The 21426-nt window shown below is 61.3% G+C and carries 15 protein-coding genes; 7 read left to right on the forward strand and 8 right to left on the reverse strand.

Annotation, left to right across the window (positions count from 1 at the left end):
* Window positions 1–46: 46 nt before the first annotated feature.
* From AAEU42_RS07900 to AAEU42_RS07935, 8 genes are all read right to left on the reverse strand, one after another.
* Entirely contained in the window at window positions 47–1963 is a 1917-nt protein-coding gene (locus AAEU42_RS07900; protein ID WP_342232999.1) for a S41 family peptidase, read from the reverse strand.
* Between the two features lie 116 nt (window positions 1964–2079).
* Window positions 2080–2838: an exodeoxyribonuclease III gene (locus AAEU42_RS07905; protein WP_342233000.1), complete on the reverse strand. Its 759-nt coding sequence runs from the start codon at window positions 2836–2838 to the stop codon at window positions 2080–2082.
* A gap of 8 nt (window positions 2839–2846) precedes the next feature.
* The gene (locus AAEU42_RS07910; RefSeq protein WP_342233001.1) at window positions 2847–5123 is read right to left on the reverse strand and encodes a DNA internalization-related competence protein ComEC/Rec2; all 2277 of its coding nucleotides are present in this window, start codon (window positions 5121–5123) and stop codon (window positions 2847–2849) included.
* Between the two features lie 90 nt (window positions 5124–5213).
* The gene (locus tag AAEU42_RS07915; protein WP_342233002.1) at window positions 5214–5474 is read right to left on the reverse strand and encodes a hypothetical protein; all 261 of its coding nucleotides are present in this window, start codon (window positions 5472–5474) and stop codon (window positions 5214–5216) included.
* Window positions 5475–5551: 77 nt separating this feature from the next.
* Window positions 5552–7039: a glycerol kinase GlpK gene (gene glpK / locus AAEU42_RS07920; RefSeq protein WP_342233003.1), complete on the reverse strand. Its 1488-nt coding sequence runs from the start codon at window positions 7037–7039 to the stop codon at window positions 5552–5554.
* Between the two features lie 3 nt (window positions 7040–7042).
* Complete coding sequence (locus tag AAEU42_RS07925) at window positions 7043–7927, reverse strand: 4Fe-4S binding protein (RefSeq protein ID WP_342233004.1); 885 nt, start codon at window positions 7925–7927, stop codon at window positions 7043–7045.
* Entirely contained in the window at window positions 7920–8060 is a 141-nt protein-coding gene (locus AAEU42_RS07930; protein WP_342233005.1) for a CD1871A family CXXC motif-containing protein, read from the reverse strand. Before AAEU42_RS07930 ends, AAEU42_RS07925 begins: the two co-directional genes overlap by 8 nt.
* Window positions 8057–8560 carry a TlpA disulfide reductase family protein gene (locus AAEU42_RS07935; protein ID WP_342233006.1) on the reverse strand — a complete coding sequence of 168 codons (504 nt, stop codon included), beginning with the start codon at window positions 8558–8560 and terminating at the stop codon, window positions 8057–8059. The genes AAEU42_RS07930 and AAEU42_RS07935 overlap by 4 nt, the downstream gene beginning before the upstream one ends.
* A 196-nt stretch (window positions 8561–8756) precedes the next feature.
* On the opposite strand from AAEU42_RS07935, the gene AAEU42_RS07940 reads away from it, so the two are divergent.
* The 7 genes from AAEU42_RS07940 to AAEU42_RS07970 all read left to right on the forward strand — a co-directional run bounded on the left by AAEU42_RS07940 (window position 8757) and on the right by AAEU42_RS07970 (window position 21414).
* Window positions 8757–15902, forward strand: a complete 7146-nt coding sequence (locus AAEU42_RS07940) for a GH36-type glycosyl hydrolase domain-containing protein (RefSeq protein ID WP_342233007.1) — start codon at window positions 8757–8759, stop codon at window positions 15900–15902.
* A gap of 97 nt (window positions 15903–15999) precedes the next feature.
* Complete coding sequence (yfmF, locus tag AAEU42_RS07945) at window positions 16000–17280, forward strand: EF-P 5-aminopentanol modification-associated protein YfmF (RefSeq protein ID WP_425288203.1); 1281 nt, start codon at window positions 16000–16002, stop codon at window positions 17278–17280.
* Window positions 17281–17282: 2 nt separating this feature from the next.
* On the forward strand, window positions 17283–18563 hold the full coding sequence (gene yfmH / locus AAEU42_RS07950) for an EF-P 5-aminopentanol modification-associated protein YfmH (protein ID WP_342233009.1): 1281 nt from the start codon (window positions 17283–17285) through the stop codon (window positions 18561–18563).
* Window positions 18560–19525 carry a prolipoprotein diacylglyceryl transferase gene (gene lgt, locus AAEU42_RS07955; protein WP_342233010.1) on the forward strand — a complete coding sequence of 322 codons (966 nt, stop codon included), beginning with the start codon at window positions 18560–18562 and terminating at the stop codon, window positions 19523–19525. Before yfmH ends, lgt begins: the two co-directional genes overlap by 4 nt.
* Window positions 19512–20354, forward strand: coding sequence for a bifunctional methylenetetrahydrofolate dehydrogenase/methenyltetrahydrofolate cyclohydrolase FolD (gene folD, locus AAEU42_RS07960; RefSeq protein ID WP_342233011.1), 843 nt, complete (start codon window positions 19512–19514; stop codon window positions 20352–20354). The genes lgt and folD overlap by 14 nt, the downstream gene beginning before the upstream one ends.
* A gap of 64 nt (window positions 20355–20418) precedes the next feature.
* A complete protein-coding gene (gene nrdR / locus AAEU42_RS07965) occupies window positions 20419–20874 on the forward strand; it encodes a transcriptional regulator NrdR (protein ID WP_342233012.1) in 456 nt (151 codons plus the stop codon).
* 30 nt (window positions 20875–20904) lie between these two features.
* Window positions 20905–21414 (forward strand): YjdF family protein, encoded by a 510-nt coding sequence (locus tag AAEU42_RS07970; protein WP_425288204.1) that lies wholly within the window; start codon window positions 20905–20907, stop codon window positions 21412–21414.
* Window positions 21415–21426 lie beyond the last annotated feature (12 nt).

Below are 21426 nucleotides of genomic sequence, written 5' to 3' on the forward strand. Positions count from 1 at the left end.
TTCTTGGTTTTTTTAGGAATCGCTTGTTCCGCTTGTGCGGTAAACGTTACGCGGGCAGGATGCCGGTGTAGGACAGGAGGCGGTAGACCGTATAGGCGGCCTCGTCCCGGGTTGTGGAGGCGGTGGGCTCGATCTCATCGGCGGAGGCCCAGAGAAGCGAGATGGTGTTGCCGAAGAAACCTTTCTGGCTGTACGACATAAGCCAGGCGGAGGCCTTGGCCCAATCGGCGTAGCTCATAAGGCCCACGATATTGGTGGCGCCCTCGGGCATGTCCCGGGCCTCGTTGTAGAGGTAGAGGTTCAAGCGCTGGGCCAGCCGGCCCATAATGGTGATGAACTGCTGGTGGTCAATGGTATCCTCGGGGTGGAAGGTGCCGTCCCCTGTGCCGGTGACCAGTCCCATGTTGGACAGGGCCATGACAGCGGGCTTGTACCAGGCGTCCTCCGCCACGTCGGTATAGGCGCTCGGATTGACGGGGACGGTGCAGTTGAGGGCCACGGCCAGCAGTTGGCACAGCTCGGCGCGTGTGAGGGTGTCCTGGGGGTGGAAGGAGCCGTCCTCCTTACCGTTGACCAGCCGGTAGGTCTTGAGTACGCTGAGGGGCGTGAGGTATCTGGAGTCGTCCTGGTCGGGGAAAACGGGGGCCTCATAGGTCACACCGTACTTCTCCGCCGCCTCGGACAGAGAGGCGCGGGTCCAGCCGGTGGAGCCGCCGGTGCCGAACCATACGTTCTTGTTATCGGGGACGGCGTTCAAAAGCACCTGGAAGGCCTCACGGTACTCCGGGCTGGTGGCGGTGTCCACGTCCACGTACCACTGCCAATCCAAATCCACACGGAAGGTGTTGCTGGTGTCCGCCTTGGGGTCGTGTCCGGCCAGAAGGTAAGCCACGTCGGCGATGTATTCGGGATCCACCAGCAGATTGGGGATGACGCCCACCTGATCGGTGGTGTTGCCCGAGGGGGAGTAAAAGCGGTGGGAGGTGACCTTGAGCGCGTCCCCGTCGGGGAAATATTCGGGCATACTGTTCTGGTCCATCACAGTCTGGGCCACACCCTTGCCGAAGGTCCGGGTGCCCACCACGATACCGGCGCCCCGGTCCCGGATGGCGGAGGCAAAGATCTCGGAGGCACTGGCGGAATAGGGGTCCACCAGGACGATGACGGGGTAGAGGGTAGCGCTGTTCTCCTCGTGGTAGTAGGCGGAGTAGTTGTCCTCTCCGTCCCGGAGATAAGCCATTTCCCCGACCCCGGTAAAAAGCCCGGCGGACTCGGTGGCGGCGTCTGTGGAGCCGCCCAGGTTGGAGCGCAGGTCTACGATCCAAACGGTGGCCTGGTCATGGTAGGCGGAAATCCCCTCCTGGAAGTGGCCCACGGTTTCGGCGCCGAAGGTGGTGCAGCGGATGTAGCCGATGTGGCCGTCCACCAGCTCACTGGTGGTGGCGGGGACGACGACCAGGGAGCGGGTGAGGGTAACGGTCTTTTCCTTGCCGCCGCGCAGGTAGGTCACCGAAACGGTGGTGCCTTCCTTGCCCTGGATCCAGCCGGTGACCGTATCCGAGTCCTCGCCCAGGACGGAGTGGCCGTCAACCTTGATGATGAGGTCGCCGCCCTGGAGCCCGCCGGTCAGAGCGGGGGAACCCTCCAGCACCCGGTCCAGGAGAAGGCCGTCCTCCGTGAGGGTGAATACCACGCCGATGCCCACCAGAGAGGTGTCGGACATGCTGGCGGTGAATTCGGCGTACTCCTGGGAGGTAAAATATTCCGTGTAGGGATCGCCCAGCGCCTCAATCATATCGGAGATAGTGGGCTGCTCCAGAACGCTCTGGGGCACTTCGTCCACGTAAACCAGCTGTATCAGCTCTCCGGCCTGCTCCAGCGTGAGGGCCTGGGCCGCGGGGATCATAAGAAGGGAAAGGGAGAGGGCGGCCGCCGTCAGGCGGGGAAAAAAGTGACGTTTCATGGGCTGTCTGCCTCCAAATTGAGATTATGTTTATCATAGCGCAAAACGCCTCCCGGCACAATGCCGGGAGGCGTTTTGTCACCCATTTGTCATTTTTCCCGGGACAACAGCAAAGGTCAAAGGTCCTGAAGGGTCAGGGACACGGGGCAGTGGTCGCTGCCATAGATGTCGGCGTGGATCGCGGCGTCCGTGATCCGATCCCGCAGGCGGTCGGAGGAGAGGAAATAGTCGATGCGCCATCCGGCGTTGTTCTCCCTGGCGTGAAAGCGGTAGCTCCACCAGGAATAGGCCCCCGCCAGATCCGGGTAGCGCCAGCGGAAGGTATCAGTAAAGCCGGAGGCCAGAAGTTGGGAGAACTTTTCCCGCTCCTGGTCGGAGAAGCCGGGATTTCCACGGTTTGGCTTGGGGTTTTTCAAGTCGATCTCCTGGTGGGCCACGTTCAGATCGCCGCACACCACCACCGGCTTTTTGGCGTCCAGAGAGAGCAAGTAGGCCCGGAAGGCGTCCTCCCAGTTCATGCGGTAGTCGATGCGGGCCAGGCCATCCTGGGCGTTTGGCGTATATACCGTCACCAGGTAGAAATCCTCAAACTCCAGCGTGATGGAGCGGCCCTCCCCCACGTGGGCGTCGTCCCCGATATCATAAGACACCGAGAGGGGCGGGACACGGGTAAAGACGGCGGTGCCGGAGTAGCCCTTCTTTTCCGCGGAGTTCCAAAACTCCTGGTAGCCGGGCAGGTCCAGCTCCGCCTGACCGGGCTGCATCTTGGTTTCCTGCAGGCAAAAGACGTCGGCGTCTAGCGCTTGAAAGCTCTCCAGAAACCCTTTTTTGAGGCAGGCCCGGAGACCGTTGACGTTCCATGATACGAATTTCATATGATGACCTACTTTCCTTGCAAGGTAAATGTGACGGTACCCATCTGGTCGGTGCGGTAGATGCCGCAGCCCGCGGCGCCAAGCCGCTCCAATGTCTCCAGAGCGGGGTGACCATAGTGATTGTAGCCGGAGGAGATAACGGCGTATTCCGGCGTGGCGGCCAGCAGCAGCTCCTCCGAGGTGGCGCTTTTCGAGCCGTGGTGTCCCACCACCAGCAATTCAATATCCGGCAGGTGTTTATACTTGACAAGCATGTGTTCCACAACATGGTTCATGTCGCCGGTGATAAGGGTGTCGAAGTCCCCGGCGGAACAGAGGACGGAGAGCCCCTCTTCATTGGCACCCCCGTCGCCCAGCGGGGCATAGATGGTCATGGAGGCGTCGCCAAAGGTGATATGGGCGTCCTCGGAAAGGAATTCCACTTCACAGTTATTCCGCTGCGCCAGCGAGAGGATTTCCGACCGCAAAGGATCCTCGGGCTCCACGTTGGGGAGGAGGAGCAGGGAGACGTCGATCCGGGAGAGCAGTTCCGGCACGCCCCCGGCGTGATCGGCGTGGTAATGGGTGAGCACGAGGGCGTCCAGCTTGGAGGTGCCCATGGCCTGGAGGTGGTCAGCAGCGATATCGCCGGGATCATCGGCGCTGTTGCCGCCGCAGTCCACCAGGACAGTGTGCCCGCCGGAGTAAAAGAGTGTGGAGGACCCCTGCCCCACGTCCAATACCGTGATGGTCAGGGCGCCGGAGACGATGGGCCAGGCGTTCATGACCAGGGCGGCGCAGAGAGTGAGCACACAGATGGCGCATGGAATGACGGGCCGAAGGCCCCGCTTGCGGAAAAAGAGGCACAGGAGCAGGAGCGTGTAGGAAAGAAGGAACCAGCCCACCAGATAGATGGAGGTTAGGGAGACGGCGGCAAATGGCCAGCCTGAAATCGTTTTGGTGATGCCGATGACCAGCCTGGCGGGCCAGGAGACGGCCCAGGCCAAAACCCCGCCGAGCCCGGGAAAGAACAGCCCCGCCAGCGCGGTGGCCAGACCGCCCAAAAAGAGGCCGGAGACCGCCCAAAGGGTGAGCAGGTTGGTGAGGGGCCCCGCCAGGGAGAAGGAGCGGAAATGCCAGGCGGAGAGGGGCGTTGTAAAGAGCAGTGCGCCAAATGTGGTGGCCAAAGTAGTTATCAGAAAGAACAACAGGGCCCGAACCGCCTTTTTGGGACCCTTGTCCCATTTTGGAAGTCCTTTTGACCACCGGAGGGCCAGAGGCTCCGAGATGAGATAGATTCCACTGATGGCGGCGAAGGAGAGCTGAAGGCTGATGCTGGCCGCGGCATAGGGACACTGCAGGAGAAGCAGAAGCAAAATGGCGGACAGGGTAGTGGGCTTATCGTCCTCCCGGCCGAGAAGGGGGGCCAGGAGGAGGAGCCCTTCCATGAAAGCCGCCCGGAGCGCCGAGGGGGAATTCCCAGTCATGGCGGCGAAAAAGAAGACCAGGGCCATTCCGGCGAGGAAAGAGCGCTTCCTATGCCTGCCCAGAAGGAGGGTGAGCACAGAGGCCAGAAAACTGATGTGGAGCCCGGACACCGCCACGATGTGGGAGAGGCCGGTGCGCTGGAAAGCGGCGTAGAGGCCGTCGGGCAGGGCCCCTTTGTCCCCTGTGGTGAGGGCGGTGATGAAACCGGCGGTGTCGGCGGGAAAGACCTCTGAGATAGAGCCCTTCAGCCGCCTTGCCAACTCCTGGGGCCAGTAGGGCGGGGGGATATGGGTCGGATGCTCCTCCAGCGTGACGATGTCGGTATAGCCCAGCAGATAGATCCCCCTGGACTGGTAGTAGTCAAATTGTTCTCCTCTGAGAAAGTCGGAGGGGGCCAGCCGGACTTGGGCGGAGATAATGTCACCCGGCATCAGCGGCTTGGCGTCCCAACCGGCGTAGAGGAGGACTTTTGGGGCGGGAGCTCCCTCCAGAGTGAGCTTTGTGGGAATGGAAACGCCGAAGCGGGTCTCCTTGGGATAATCGGTGACGGTGAGGGTGTATTCGGCCGTCTCTCCGGCCAAGGCGCGGGCCGGAGCGCGGAAGATCGCGGCGTATCCGCTTGTCCACAAAAAGCCAAAGGCCAGCCCCAGGGAGACAAGGGCGGCTTTCCACCGTGTATTTCCACGGAAAAGAAAAGCGGTCAGGGATAAAAGAACGCACAAAATCCCCGCCGGCGGCAGCCAATCCTCCGGCAGGAGATAAACCGAGAGAAAAATCGCCGCGGAGCAGGGAGCGGCGAACCAACACAGTTTACGCATAGGGCGCGGGGCATATGTGGATGGACAGGGCCATGTTCGATCACCACAATCGAATGATGTAAGCCGCCCCAAGGGGCGGCGTGCCGGATTTTAGCGGCCGCAGCCGCAGCCGTTGCTGGAGCCGCTGCCGCTGACGGTAAACAGGGCGTCATTGGCGGCGGCGATGTCGGCGGCGCCGGCATAGAAGCTGGGATAGGAGACGTATACGGGGAACCGGTAGCTGGGGGAAACAGCGGTATCGGGGAAGCTGGGCAGAGTCGTGATCCCGGAGTCCCAATCACAACCGCAGCCGGAGTTCCAGGAAGAACCGCAGCCGCACCCACAACAAGAATGGCAACATCCACAAGCCATAAAAGAATCCCTCCGAATGTGAAGTCGTGGCTCACTGGCCACGAGCCATCCTATGTACATAAGGAGGGATGGGTGCCTCAGGCCTCCGCCCAATTCCTGCTGCGGCCCACGGCCCTGTGCCACCCAGACAGGAGGGCGCTGCGGCGCTCCTGCGCCATATTGGGCTGAAAGACGGCGTCCTGCCGCCACAGGGACTTGAGCTCCTCGGTGTCCCGCCAGAAGCCCACGGCCAGCCCGGCCAGATAGGCGGCGCCCAGGGCGGTGGTCTCCCGGATCATGGGCCGCCGCACCGGCTTGGACAGGATATCGGACTGAAACTGAAGGAGGAATCCGTCCCGGCTGGCGCCCCCGTCGGCGTTGAGGGCGGAGAGGGAGAGCCCGGTGTCCTTTTCCATGGCGGAGACCAGGTCCCACACCTGATAGGCGATGGACTCCTGGGCGGCCCGGATGATGTGCTCCCGCCTGGTGCCCCGGGTGATGCCGATGAGGCAGCCCCGGGCGTACATATCCCAATAAGGGGCGCCCAGGCCGGTAAAGGCGGGGACCAGATATACCCCGCCGGTGTCGTTGACCTTGCGTGCCAACGGCTCGGCGTCCCGGCTCTCAGCAAAGAATCCCATCTCGTCCCGCAGCCATTGGATGACCGCCCCGCCGGTGAAGGCGGAGCCCTCCAGCGCGTACTGGACTTCCCCCTTTCGGGACATTGCCACCGTAGTCAAAAGACCGTTTTGGCTGACGCACGGGGTGCTGCCGGTGTTCATCAGAAGGAAGCAGCCGGTGCCGTAGGTGTTTTTCGCCTCTCCGGGGGAGAAGCAGGTCTGGCCGAACAGAGCGGCCTGCTGGTCTCCAGCCATGCCGGAAATGGGAACGCTGGCCCCGGCGATATCGGTGCAGCCGTAAACCTGGCTGCAGTCCACCACCTGGGGCAGCATAGCCGCCGGGATGTCTATGGCCTGGAGGAGGGTGTCATCCCAGCAGCCCCGGTGGATATCGTAGAGCATGGTGCGGGAGGCGTTGGTGGCGTCTGTGACATGGGCCTTACCGCCGGTGAGCTTCCACACCAGCCAGGTGTCCACAGTGCCGAAGAGAAGCTCGCCTCTCTTGGCCCGCTCCCGTCTGGGATCGGCGTGGTCCAGGATCCACTTGAGCTTGGTGGCGGAGAAGTAAGCGTCGGGCAGGAGCCCTGTAGTTTTACGGATGTGCTCTTCCAGACCGTCAGAGCGCAGACGGTCCACCAGGTCTGCCGTCCGGCGGCACTGCCAGCAGATGGCGTTGTAGACGGGGCGGCCGGTAGAACGCTCCCAGACCACGGTGGTCTCCCGCTGATTGGCAAGGCCGATGGCGGCAATGTCCCCGGGGGCGGCCCCCGATTGGGCGATGACCTCCATCATGACGGCGTATTGAGAGGACCAGATCTCCATGGGATCATGCTCCACCCAGCCCTCCCGGGGATAGATCTGAGTGAGCTCTTTCTGGGCCAGACCCAGGATATTCTGTTCGGCGTCGAACAAAATGGCTCTGGAGCTGGTGGTGCCCTGGTCCAAGGTCAGAATGTATTTTCCCATGGTTCAGCCTCCTGTGGATACGGCGGACCGTTTTTTGACGAAGGGGGCCTGGATCGCCCCGTGGGGACAGGCGGAAACGCACTTTCCGCAGCGGATGCAGTCGGGCCCGTTAGGCCTTTGCCACACGGGAATGTCTAAGGGACAGGCGCTCTGGCAGGCCCCGCAGGACACGCAGGCCTGGGTATCCACCGTGAGCCGGACCAGAGAGACGGGGTTGCACAGCCCATAGACAGCCCCCAAGGGGCACAGGTAGCGGCAGAAGGGCCGGTACACGATCAGGGAGAGAAGGATGAGCAGGATCAGGAGCAGGACTTTCCACCGGAAGACCCAGCCCGCCGCCTCCCGCAGGGCGCCGCTGGCCAGCATCAGGGGAATCCCGGCCTCCAGCGTTCCGGCGGGGCAGAGGTAGGCGCAGAACCAGGGCGTGCCCATGCCGAAGGCGTCGGTGATACACATGGGGAGCAAAATGACAAACCCAACCAGGATCACATAGCGCAGGCAGCGCAGCCCCTTTTCCCCCGGCAGCTTTTGGAGCTTTTTGGGGAAGGGGATCTTGTGCAGAAGATCCTGGAAGAGTCCGAATGGACACAGCCAGCCGCAGACGAACCGCCCGCACAGCGCGCCCACCACCAGGAGGAAGCCTACGATATAAAAGGAAAAGCTGAATTCCCGGCTGGTGAGCACAGCCTGAAGAGAGCCGATGGGACAGGCCCCCAGCGCGCCGGGACAGGAGTAGCAGTTGAGCCCGGGGAGACACAGACCCTTGGTCCGCCCCCGGAAGATGGCCCCTTTGGCAAACCCCACGGCATAGCCGTTGGAGAGAGCCGTGACGCACAGCTGGACAAAGGCCCGGGGATGGACCTTGATCCAGGCCCGCAGCCTACCCAAGGCCGATGCACTCCAGGCAGACGTTGGCGGCCTTGGTGAGGACGACGGAGACCTCGCCCCGGAAGGCTCCGACAGCAATCAGCGCCGTGCCCAGGACCAGGAGGCACACGGCGGGCCAGTATCTACGGTTCATTTTGTCACTTCCGCCAGCCGGGCGTCGATGGTCTTGGTCCAGAAATCCTTATCCCGGGCCAGCATAAGGGTGGTGCCCACCTGGTTGCCCTTGCTGTCCACAAAGTAGGAGGTGGGAAAGCCCTGCATGTCGTCGATGATGGCCTTTTCCAGGCTTTCGGAGGGCAGCAGGTGGGTGTAGTTGGTAGCCCCGGTCTGCTCAACAAGGTCCTTGGCGGTTTGGATTTTGTCCTCCATGTGATCGCCGTCCGTATAGCGGATATCGCCTACCACACCGATGATCTGGACGCCCTTGTCGGCATATTCGTCCGCCAGGGCGGACAGGTCGGTCATTTCGGGCAGGCATTTGGGACAGAAGGTGCCCCACACGTTCACCAGGGTCAGGTCGTAATCCTCAAAGATGGAGGCGTCCACCTCATTTCCGTCCAGATCCGTGGCGGTGAAGTCGGAGAGCAGGCCGTTGGAAGACGACCCACCGCACCCGGACAGAAGGGTCAGCATCAGACATAGACTGACAGCATATGTAAAAGTTCGCTTCATAAGAATTGCTCCTTCCGTTTGACGTCCATACAATGCAAATTGGTAGATATTTTTATTATCTACTAAACTAGTGTGAAAAGCAAGAGCAATCTGCGGTTTGTATGAAATAGAGACACTTCGGCAAAAATGTGGAAGAGCATGGAAAGGGGAGAGCCATATGGGCTTTTTGGAGCTGGGACGAGAGGCTGCCCGGGCTTTGCCGGCGACGGGGCGGCGGTCCGGCCGCAGGGCGGCAAAGGAGCTGCGGCGGGAGCTGGAGCAAGTAGAGCGTACACGCGCCAGGCTTTCCCGTCAGGATCAGGAGCGGCTGCCGCAGGCGGTGGAATGGCTGCTGGACAACGCCTATCTGGCCCAGCGGGAAGGGCGGGAGAGCGTCGGTGATCTGCGCCGGGGGAAACGGCTGCGGCAGGTTACCGATGAGCTCTACCTTCAGGCCTTGTGCCGCGCCCTGGTCCAAGAATGTTCCGTCATAGAGGTGGAGCCGCTGGCTGAATTTCTGGAGGGTGTCCAGTCAGAGCGGCCCATGACGGAAGAAGAGCTGTCCCTTTTTATCCCGGCGATGAAGGGGGAACTGTGCCGCCGTTTGGCGCGGCTCTGCCAGAGCCTTGACCGGGATCCCGAGGGGGAGGCCCTGGCGGTGGAGATGGAGGCCGTATTCACCAGCCTTCGCACGCTTTCCGCCGCCAACCTGGGCCCCGTTTTGGAGGGGGCCAGCCGTGTGGAGGCTGCCCTTCGGGAAGACCCCGCGGGAGTATACCGCCAGATGGATGAGGACACCCGGGCCCGGTACCGCCATAAGGTCTGCGCGCTGGCGAGGAAACACCGCATGACGGAGGGAGAGGCCGCCGGCCGGGCACTGGCGCTGGCGAGAGAGGCCCAGGGCGAGGCCCGGCACATCGGCTGGTTTCTCTTTCGCCGTCCCATGGGGTATGAGGAGAAGGTGGCCTCTGGAGCGCTCTATGTGGCGGCGATCCTGCTTCCCACGCTGTGCGCGGCCCTGTGGCTGGGCTTTAGGCTGGAGAGCTGGGCGTTATTTGCCCTTCTCCTGCTCCCGGCGTCCGACCTGGTCAAAAACCTGGTGGATTTTTGTGTGGTTCGTCTTGTCCGGCCCCGCCCGGTGCTGCGTATGGCACTCAAAGAGGGAATTCCGCCGGAGGGGAAGACCCTGTGCGTGATTGCCGGACTGCTGACGGGGGATGAGAGCGGCGGGGAGTACGCCGCTCTGCTGGAACGTTACCGTCTGGCCAACCGGGACAGCGGGGGCGCTCTCAGCTTCGGTCTGCTGGCCGACCTGCCGGACCGCTCGGCCCCCATGGGCGCGGCGGAACGGCGGTGGCTCAGAAAGGCCAAGGAGGCGGTGGAGGCCCTCAATGTGACCTATGGCGGCGGATTCTACCTTTTTTTCCGCTCCCCTACCTTTCAAAAACAGGATGAACGCTACGTGGGGTGGGAGCGGAAGCGGGGCGCCCTGATCGAGCTGACCCGTCTGCTCCGGGGCAGGCCCTCCGGCCTGCGGGTGCGGGCCGGAGAGGCCAAGGGGCTGGAGGGGACCCGTTATGTCATCACCCTGGACTCCGACACCAGCCTCAACGTGGGTACGGCCCGGGAATTGGTGGGGGCGATGCTCCACCCGCTGAACCGGCCGGTGGTGGACCCAAAGCGCCGGGTGGTGATCCGGGGATACGGACTCCTCCAGCCCAGAGTGGGTGTGGAGCTGAACGCCGCCAACAAGTCCCAGTTCTCCCGGATCTTTGCCGGGCAGGGGGGCGTGGACCCCTATGGGGGAGCCTGCAGCGACGTCTATCACGATCTCTTTGACCGGGGGAGCTATACGGGCAAAGGCATCTTTGACGTGGAGGCCTTTGCCCAATGCCTGGATGGCCGCTTTCCCGAGAACCGTGTCTTATCCCACGACCTTCTGGAGGGGGCTTATCTCCACGCCGGACTGCTGGGCGACGTGGAGCTTACTGACGGATATCCCTATAAGGTCACAAGTTATTTTTCCCGCCTTCACCGCTGGGTGCGGGGAGATTGGCAGCTCCTGCCCTGGCTGGGGCGGTTTGTGCGGAACGAGCGGGGCGAGCGGGTGCCCAACCCGATCACCGCCATGGACAAGTGGAAGATATTTGACAATCTCCGCCGGAGCCTGTCGCCCGCCTTTACTTTGGTAGCTCTCTTGCTGGGGATGTGTGTATCGGCCCCGGCCTTTGGTGCGGCGGCGGCTCTGGCCATCGTCTCGGCCTGGTCTAACCTTCTGCTTACGGGGGCGGATTTGGCGTTTCGGGGCGGCGTGGGGCTGAGAAGGCGTTATCACTCTACCATCATCGCCGGATTTGGCGGGATGATCCTGCAAACGCTGGTGCAGCTCCTATTTTTGCCCTATCAGGCCTGGGTCTGCGCCTCGGCGGCGGTCACTGCGCTGTGGAGGAGCTATATCAGCCACAAAAAAATGCTGGAATGGGTGACTGCGGCGGCCACGGAGAGCGGGAAGGGCGGGATATGGTCCAATTTCCGGGCCCAATGGCCCGCCGTGGCGGTGGGGGCCTTCGCCATGGCCTTTGCTCAATTTCCGGCCGGAGCGGCCGCCGGACTGGTGTGGGCGTTTTCCCCTGCATTTGCCTGGGCCCTGTCCCGGCCCGTTGGAAAACGGAGGGGTGCCATCGAGGAGGACAAGCCTTTTCTCCTCCATCAGGCGGCCCTGATCTGGGGGTACTTTGAGGATTGGCTCCGGCCGGAGGACCACTGGCTCCCGCCGGACAACGTGCAGGAAAAACCGTGGCTGGGCCCGGCCCGGCGGACGTCCCCCACCAATATCGGCATGGCGCTTTTGAGCTGTGTGGCGGCGGCGGACCTGGAGCTGGCCAGCCGCCGCCATGCGGTGGAGCTGATCGGCCATATGCTGGATACGGTGGAGGCTCTGCCCAAGTGGAGGGGCCATCTCTATAACTGGTACGACACCTCCGAGGCATCTCCCCTGTGGCCGAGGTATGTCTCCACAGTGGACAGCGGAAACCTCCGGGGGTGTCTCATCGCCCTTCGGGAGGCCCTCTACGAGTGGGGAGAGGACCGGCTGGCCCGCCGGGCGGAGGCCCTGTCCGGCGCCATGGACCTGAGTCCTCTCTACGATAAGGAGCGTAAGCTCTTTACCATCGGCTACGATGTGGAAAAGGAGGAGTTTACCCAGGGCTGGTATGACCTGATGGCCAGCGAGGCCAGGCTGTCCAGCTATCTGGCGGTGGCGCTGGGAGAGGTGGAGCCCCGCCACTGGCGGCGGCTGGGCCGTATGCTGGTTGGGGACAACGATTACTGCGGCATGGCGTCCTGGACGGGGACGATGTTTGAGTACTTTATGCCCAACCTGCTCCTGCCCTGTGAGGACAACAGCCTGATGTATGAATCCCTGGCCTTCTGCGTCTACGCCCAGAAGCGGCGGGGAGCCCGGACCGGAACACCCTGGGGGATCTCCGAATCCGGCTTTTACGCCTTCGACCCCGGGATGGCTTATCAATACAAAGCCCACGGCGTGCAGGCCCTCGGGCTGAAACGGGGGCTGGACCAGGAGCTGGTGGTCGCACCCTACGCCTCCTTTCTGGCGCTGCTTCTGGCCCCGGGAAGCGCGGGGCGGAATCTGCGCCGTCTCCGGGACCTGGGCCTGGAAGGGACCTACGGCCTTTACGAGGCGGCGGACTACACGCCGGGGCGGCTCCATGAGGGGGAGAAGTGGGCGCCGGTGCGGTCCTTCATGTCCCACCACCTGGGCATGAGCCTGCTGGCTATCGACAATGTCCTGACCAGTGGGCAGATGCAGGAGCGGTTTATGCGGGACTGTTCCATGGGGGCCTTCCGGGAGCTGCTGCAGGAAAAGGTGCCGGTGGGTGCGCCCATCATAAAAACGGGCCATCAGCCCGGCATGGAGCGGCCCCGGCCCGCGGCCCCAAGTCAATTCCTCCGGAAGGGGGAAAACTACGACCTGGCCCGGCCCGCCTGCCACATGCTCTCCAATGGCCTTATCTCCGCGCTGTGTACTGATTTTGGGTCGGTGAGCCTGTCCGACGGCAAGGGGGAGACTCCAATCTTGACGATCCAGCGGGAGTGGTATGCCCCGGCGGGCCTGTCCTTCTTCTATCGGGACGGGGCGGGGAAGCTCTGGCCCCTCACTGCCGCCCCCTGCCTAGGTGAAGGGCCTTTTTCCTGGGCCTTTGACGGCGGCGGGGCGGTCTGGCGGGCCGATTATCCCCATTTTTCCGGCCGGATCCGCCTGTCCCTTCCCAGGGGGGAGCGGGGTGCGCTGTGGTCGGTGGAACTGGAGGGAGTCCACGACGGGGAGCTCGTCTGCTATCTGGAGCCGGTTTTGGCCAAGCCCGCCGACTATCTGGCCCATCCGGCCTATTCCAAGCTGTCTGTGGAGAGCGCCGCCCTGGACCATGGTGTCAGATTTACCCGGCGGCCCCGGCAGGGGGACCGGCGGGTCACCTTGGCGGTGCTCTGGGACAGGGAAGCTGCCGGCTGGGACACCAGCCGGGAAGAGGCTTTGGGCCGGGGCGGGCTGCGGCGGCTGGAGCAGGCCATGGAAAGCCCGCCCGGTCTTACGGCGGGAGCGGTGCTAGACCCGTGCCTGCTGGTGCGCTTTCCTCTGGAGGGGGGCGGAAAGTACCGATTGAGACTGGCCCTTGGCTTTGAAGATACCCCGGAGCGGGCGGAGCGGACGGGACGGGAAGTGCTTTCATCTCCGGAGCAGACCACCGGCCGGATGGATGGCCTGCTTCGGACGCTTCAAATGACCGGCCAAGAGGGAAAACGGGCCATGGAACTGCTTTCGGCTGTGGCATTTCCCGGCCGGGTTGAGAAAAATACAATGCCCCAGTCGGCGCTGTGGCCCTTTGGAATATCAGGAGACGTCCCTCTGGTGTTGGCAGTTGCCCAGCCTGAGGGAAAAGAGCTGGCGTCTTTCCCGCTGAAAGCGTATGCCCTCTTAAGCCGCCTGGGCTTTTCCTTTGACCTGGTCTATCTCTTGGAGGACGGCGGAGACTATCGCCGCCCCCAGCGAAACGGGGTCTTGGAAGCGGTGAAGGCTCTGGGTCTGGATAACCAGATTGGACGGAAGGGTGGGATCCATCTGGTTGACTGCCCGGTACAAGAGGCCGTCGAGCCGCTGCGGGCCTGGGCAGCAGTGGTTTTGGATGGGGATGGACGATGGGAGGAGCGGATCATCCCTCCGCCCATCCAGCCGCCTGAGCTGCCCTGCCGGCTGAGGATAAGCGAACCCAAGTGGGAGTGGAGTGAGGATAGTGAATTTACCTTACACCTGGATGGCGATCTGCCGCCGCTGGGATGGAGCCATATCCTGGATAACCCCCGTTTTGGATGGATCACGGATGAGACGGGCTGCGGCCACTTGTGGTCGGGAAATGCCCGGGAAACCCCCATCACCCCCTGGAACAACGACCCGCTGGCCATAGGAGGCCCGGAGTGGTTCCTGCTTCAATGGGACGGAGAGTGCCGCAGCCTTTTCGCGGATGGAGACGGACTGCCGGTCAAAGTGACCTATGGGTTTGGATGGATCCGCTGGGAAAAGGAATGGCTGGGCGGGACGGTAGCGGTCACGGCGCTGGTGCCCTGGGAAGAGGACCGGCGGCTTCTACGGATCGAATTGCCTGGGAAAAAAGCGGGAGAGCTGCGGCATGTGGTAAAGGGGAAAGAAGATACCCTTTACAGCTTTGCGCAGACCCTTTTGCTCTCAACCAGTAGAGAGGGAACACTGCGGATCGACCCGTCGGAGTGGGAAAGCCCTTTTCAGAGCACGGTTCGGCAGTGGAGAAAACAGGTGTGTCCCATTCGCTTCGAGACACCGGACCGGGACTTGGATCACTATTTGAATGGATGGTGCCTCTATCAAGTGATCGCCTGCCGGCTCTTGGCCCGAACATCCCACTATCAAAACGGCGGGGCATATGGTTTTCGGGACCAGCTTCAAGACACGCTGGCGCTTTTGCAGACAGATCCGGTATGGTGCCGGGAACAACTGCTGCGCTGCTGCGCCCACCAATTCCGGGAAGGGGATGTCCAGCATTGGTGGCATGAGGTGGGAGAGGAGAAAAACAGGGGCGTCCGCACCCGTATCTCCGACGATCTCCTGTGGCTGCCCTACGCACTTACCCGCTATATCCAGACCTGCGGCGATTGGGATATATTATCTGAACAGGTAAACTACTTGTCGGGTGAACCACTGAAAAAGGAGGAGCAGGAACGCTATTTTGTGCCGGAGACATCGGAAGAAAAGGAAACAGTGTATGCCCACGCCCTGCGGGCGATCCACCAGGTGCTCGAGCGCGGCGTTGGAGAGCACGGCCTGATGAAAATGGGGGCTGGAGATTGGAACGACGGGATGAACCGTGTGGGGCAGGAGGGCAAGGGAGAAAGTGTATGGCTTACTTGGTTTACAGTCATTACGCTCCAAAACTTTGCGGAAATTGCGGACCATCAGCGTGACCGGGAGGCGGCGGAACTCTGCCGGACTTGGAAAAAAACGCTCCTTGAAGCTGCGGAGGGGGCCTGGGACGGTGACTGGTATCTTCGGGGCTGGTATGACAGCGGTGCCCCTTTGGGTGGCCATACTTCGGAGGAGTGTCAGATCGATTCTATTGCCCAGAGTTGGGCGGCACTGACCAAAGACACAGATCAGGGCCGCGGGAAGGCGGCGGTCCAAGCCGCCATAGAGCGGCTCTTCGACCGAAAAGCCGGGGTTGTCAAGCTGTTTACCCCACCCTTCGACCGGGGAACGGCTGATCCTGGTTATATCCGGGGCTATGTGCCTGGTGTCCGGGAAAACGGCGGACAGTATACCCATGCCGCTGTCTGGCTCGCACTGGCTTGTTTTAAGGTGGGTATGGCGGAGGATGGGTATGAAATCCTCCACACGCTTTTGCCTGCCGCCCACCCCACAAGGGTTTACCGGGCCGAACCCTATGTCCTGGCCGCAGACGTCTACACCAATCCGACCCATCTTGGGCGGGGTGGCTGGAGCTGGTACACCGGCGCGGCGGGATGGTATTTCCAAGCGGCTGTGACCGGCTTGCTTGGAATGACCATAAAGGAGAAACGCCTTACGATTTCCCCGAACCTTCCGAGTGGTTGGGAGGGCTATACCGCCCGCTGGGAACTGGAATATGGAACTCTTCTTATTGAAGTGAAAAGGGGGAAGCGGGAAGGCTTTTTCCTGGATGGAAAAAGAGTCACAGACGTTCCCCTGTTTGACCTGAGGGGAGAGCATATTGCCGAGGTTATCATTGCTTTAGAGAAATGAAGGGAAAAAAGTCCATTTTTTTCTGCCTGAAAGGATGTCAAACAAGGGAAAACGTTGTATAATAGCCTCTGACTCACACAGAAAGGAAGGTGGCTCCATGCGTACTGTCACCAGGAATCAACTTTTACCCGGCGTCTTTTTGACGGCGGTCCACACAAAGAAGTTTAAATCTTCCGTTTTATCAATGACTTTATTGGCTCCGCTCTCGGCGGAAAATGCTGCGGCCAATGCTTTGATCCCCTACCTCCTGCGGCGGGGGAGTGAGGCACATCCGGACATGCAGTCCATCTCCGCCGCTCTGGATCAGCTGTACGGAGGCTCCATTGAGCCTATGGTCCGCAAGAAGGGGGAGGTCCAATGCCTGGGTTTCGTGGGCAGCTTTTTGGACGACGCCTATACGCTGGACGGCGGCGGCATTCTGGACGAGGCGGCGGAGTTGATGGGTGAGCTGCTGCTGCGTCCCTGCACCGATGGGGGGGCCTTCAGTACGGAGTATACCCGCCAGGAAAAGGCCAACCTGATTGACCGGATCCGGGGGGAGATCAACGATAAGCGCAGCTATGCCTCCAACCGGGTGGTGGAGGAGATGTGCGCCGGTGAGCCTTACGGCGTGAACCGGCTGGGCCGGGAGAGCGATGTGGAGTCACTCACCCCGCAGGGGCTATGGGAGCGCTATCAGGAGCTGCTGGGGCGCGCCCGGATCGAGCTCTATTACTGCGGCTCCGCGGAGCCGGACCGGGTCTGCTTCATTTTTCAGAAGGCTCTGGCCGGACTGCCCCGTGAGGGTGGATATCAGGAGCCCTCCTGCTCCATCGTGTCCGCCGCCCAGACACCCAGAAGGGTGGAAGAGACCATGGACGTGGCCCAGGGCAAGCTGACCATGGGGTTCCGCACCGGCGGGATCACCGCCGCCTCGCCGGAATATCCGGCGCTGATGCTGTGTAACGCCCTGTTCGGCGGCACCACCACGTCCAAGCTGTTCCTCAATGTGCGGGAAAAGCTGTCTCTGTGCTATTACGCCAGCTCCATGGTCCACAAGTACAAGGGGGTCATGGTGGTCTCCTCTGGCGTGGAATTTGCCAATGTGAAGAAAGCGGAAGATGAGATCCTGGCCCAGCTGGAGGCCTGCCGGAACGGGGATTTTGAGCCTTGGGAGGTGGAGGGCGCCCGGCGCTACACCGTCAGTTCCCTGCGTACGGTCCTGGACAGCCAGGGCAGGCAGGAGGACTATTGGCTTGGGCAGGCCATCTACGGCCTCGCGGAAGGGCCGGAGGAGCTGGCCCAACGGCTAGAGCAGGTCACGACCCAGCAGGCGGTGGCCGCAGCCAAGGCCCTGAGCCTGGATACGGTCTATTTTCTCAAGGGAACGGAGGGGTGAGCATGGAGGAAAAAAAGTATGCCAGAGTAGGGGAGACCCTTTTTTATACGGTGCTGGCCAACGGGCTTGCCGTCTATGTGGATCGGAAACCGGGCTTTCAAAAGAGTTATGCTTTCTTCGCCACCAATTACGGCGGTATGGATATGCGCTTCCAAATGGACGGCAGGTGGGTGGATACCCCCGCCGGTGTGGCCCACTTTCTGGAGCACAAGACCTTTGACACGCAGGACGGGAACGCCCTCCAGGACTTGGCGGCCAACGGCGCCTCTCCCAACGCCTTCACCTCTACGGCCCTGACGGGGTATTATTTTGAGAGCACGGAACAGTTTGAGGAGAACCTGAAGATCCTCCTCTCTTTTGTCTCCATCCCCTACTATACCCAGGAAAGCGTGGACAAGGAGCAGGGGATCATCGGGCAGGAGATCCGGATGGGAGACGACGAGCCGGACACCCAGGTGTTCTACGGGATGCTGGAGGGCTTGTACGCAAACAGCCCCATTAAGGTGAACATCGCCGGGACGGTGGAGTCCATCTCCCACATCACGGCGGACACTTTGAACCTCTGTCACAAGGCGTTTTATGACCCGGGTAATATGGTTCTCTGCGTGGCTGGTGATGTGGATCCGGAGCGGGTGGTACAAATCGCGGAAGAGGTCCTGCCTACCCGGGGACATGAGCCGGTGGCCCGGGACTATGGGCCTGAAGAGAAGATTCAGGCGGCACAGGGCCGCTGGGAAAAGGAGATGGCCGTCTCCACTCCCATTTTCCAGCTGGGCTTTAAAGACATTCCGCCGGCCAAAGGCGAGGCGTGGCTTCGGTGGGAGCTGACCGGCAACCTGGCCTGCGAGGCCCTGCTGGGCACTTCCAGCCCGCTCTACGCGAGGCTCTACAATGAGGGGCTTGTGAACGAGGGCTTTTCCTACGGCTGTGAGGCTTATCCCGGTGCTGCCTTCCTCTGCGCCGGCGGGGAGAGCAAGGACCCGGAAGCTGTGCGGGCCGCGGTTATGGCGGAGGCGGCGCGGCTAGGCCGGGAGGGGATCGACGAAGCATTGTTCCAACGGCTGAAAAAAGCGGCCTATGGCAGCTTAGTCCGTGGGCTCAACTCCTTTGAGAATATCTGCGTCAATCAGGCCATGGCCCACTTTGCGGGGTTTGAGTATTTGTCCTTCCCAGAGGTGTTCGATACCGTGGAGAAGGCGGACGTGGAGGCCTGCATCCGCCGTGTGGCCTCGGAGGAGAGGACCACTTTGGCGGTGATTCGTCCGAAGGGAGGGGCCAAATGAGCACGGTATCTTTTCCCGGTCTTGGATTTGCGGTAAACGTAAAGGAGATCGCCTTTCGGATTTTCAACTGGCCCATCCATTGGTATGGAATCATCATCGCGGCCGGCTTCCTTCTGGCAGTGTACTATTGCTGCCGGAAGGCGGCCGACTACGGAATCGAACAGGACGATATCATCGATCTGCTCATTTTCGCCGTACCCCTTTGTATCATCGGCGCCCGTCTCTACTACGTGATTTTCTATCTGGACCTGTACCGAAACCCGGACGGTTCCCTGGACTTCCTGCGGATGCTCCGGATCTGGGACGGCGGGCTGGCCATATACGGCGGCATCATCGTAGCGATTTTGACTTTGCTGGTATTCTGCAAGATCAAGAAGATCCCATTCCTGGCCTTTGCCGACGTGGGCTCCTTCGGTATGCTGATCGGCCAGTTGGTGGGGCGCTGGGGAAATTTCGTCAATGTAGAAGCCTACGGCGCGCCCACGGATCTTCCCTGGAGGATGGGGATCTATGATACGGTAAACGGCGTTTACCAGTACATGGAGGTACACCCCACCTTCCTTTACGAGTCCCTCTGGAACCTGGTCGGGTTCCTCCTGCTGGCCCTGGTAGTGGCCAAGCACCGGAAGTTTGACGGTCAGATCTTCCTGGGCTACATCGCCTGGTACGGCCTGGGACGGGCCTGGATCGAGGGGCTGCGGACGGACAGCCTGTATTTCTTCTCCACCGGCCTGCGGGTCTCCCAGATTTTGGCCTTGATTTCTTTTGTCCTGGCCCTGGCCGTTATGATCGTCCAGCTGAGGCGGAAGCATGACCCCAAGGAGCTGTGGGTGAACCAGGTCAAGGCCCGAAAAGCGGCGGCAACTGGCGCCGAGGAAGGTTCAGCTATTATGGGTGAGCCGGAAGATCTGACCCAGGAAGAACCGGAGGAGAAGGAGGAGAATACGGATGACCCTGCTTGACGGAAAAGCCTTGGCGGCGAAAGTAAAAGAAGAGGTAAAAGCCGAGGCGGCCAAGCTGCCCCGGAAGCCCGGCCTGGCGGTGGTCCTGGTGGGGAATGACCCGGCATCCAGAGTGTATGTTACCAGTAAGCGCAAGGACTGTGAAGCTTGCGGCATTTACAGTGAGGAATACGCTCTGCTGGAGAATACCACCCAGGAAACCCTTTTGGAGCTGGTAGAGACCTTGAACCAGCGGCCTGATATCGACGGCATCTTGGTTCAGCTGCCCCTGCCCAAGCATTTGGACGAAGAGGCGGTATTGGAAAAAATCGCGCCGGACAAGGATGTAGATGGGTTTCATCCCGTAAGCGCGGGCAATCTTCTTATTGGCCGCCCGGGCTTTCAGCCCTGCACGCCGGCCGGCGTGATGGAGCTGCTGGACGAATATCACATCGATCCGGCGGGCAGGCATGCCGTGGTTGTGGGCCGGTCCAATATTGTTGGGAAGCCCATGGGTCTGCTCCTTCTGCGCCGGGATGCCACCGTGACGGTCTGCCACTCCAAAACGCCTGACCTGGGGGCGGTTTGCCGTCAGGCGGATATCCTTGTCAGTGCGGTAGGCCGCCGTGGCCTGATTACCGCGGATATGGTGAAGCCCGGCGCGGCGGTGGTCGACGTGGCGATGAACCGGAACGAGGCGGGGAAGCTTTGCGGCGACGTGGATTTTGAGGCCGTGGCGGAGCGGGCTGCCTATCTGACCCCCGTGCCCGGCGGCGTGGGTCCTATGACCCGGGCAATGCTGATGAAAAATACCCTTTTGGCGGCGCGGAAGCACCAAAATTTGGTGTGACTGCTATAAAAAAGGCCGGTTTGTGTTAAAGTAACATATCAGATACATAGGGAGCGTGCTTACTATGAAGTGTCCTTTTTGCGGTTATCTGGACAGTAAGGTGGTGGATTCCCGTCCCGCCGAGGATGGGACCAGTATCCGCCGCCGCCGGGAGTGCCTGGAGTGCCATAAGCGTTTCACCACGTTCGAGGTCATGGAGTCTCTTCCTGTGGTGGTCATCAAAAAAGACGGCAGCCGTCAGACCTTTGACCGGACCAAGCTCCTCAACGGTATGATCCGGGCCTGCGAAAAGCGGCCGGTGCCCTTCGGCACCCTGGAGAAGATCGCCGATGAGATCGAACAGGTCCTGCAAAACGAGATGGACCGGGAGGTCCCATCGGCCAAGATCGGCGAGCTGGTGATGGACCGGCTCAAGGATGTGGACGAGGTGGCCTATGTCCGTTTCGCCTCCGTCTACCGGCAGTTCAAGGATATCAGTACGTTTATGGCGGAACTCAATAAATTGCTGCAGGAAAAGTAAATAGAGTACGGGGATAAAAACACGGTCCGGTTGGTAGTCCGGGCGCGGCGCAAGCCGTCAGTAACCTGCCTCCTTGGTTGTCCATTCCCCGCGGCGTTAAGCAAAAAAGGAGGAAGTCCCATGGAATTGGGTAGATGCAGGATCACAGTTTATTTTGAAGATCCCTTTTGGGTTGGGCTCTATGAGCGGTCCAGCGAGGACGGCTATGAAGTCTGCAAAATCACCTTCGGCGCGGAGCCAAAGGATTATGAGGTTTATGCTGCTCTTTTGGAGCACTGGCGGGAGCTCACATTCAGCCCAGCCCTTCCGGCGGAGCGGGCGGAGGTGCGCCGGCAGAGCGCCAAACGGGTCCGGCGTGAGGTCAAGCGTCAGTTATCCGGCCCCCCAGTGGGGACCAAAGCCCAGCAGGCTTTGAAGCTCCAGCGTGAAGAGGGGAAGGAAGCCCGCAAGGCCATGGGCCGGGAGGCAAAAGAGACGGAGGAAAGACGAAAGTTTGAGCTTCGTCAGGAAAAAAAGAAAGAAAAACACAGAGGCCATTAGGCCTCTGTGTTT

The organism is Pseudoflavonifractor phocaeensis, from assembly GCF_038439875.1.
Classification (GTDB): Bacteria; Bacillota; Clostridia; order Oscillospirales; family Oscillospiraceae; genus Vermiculatibacterium.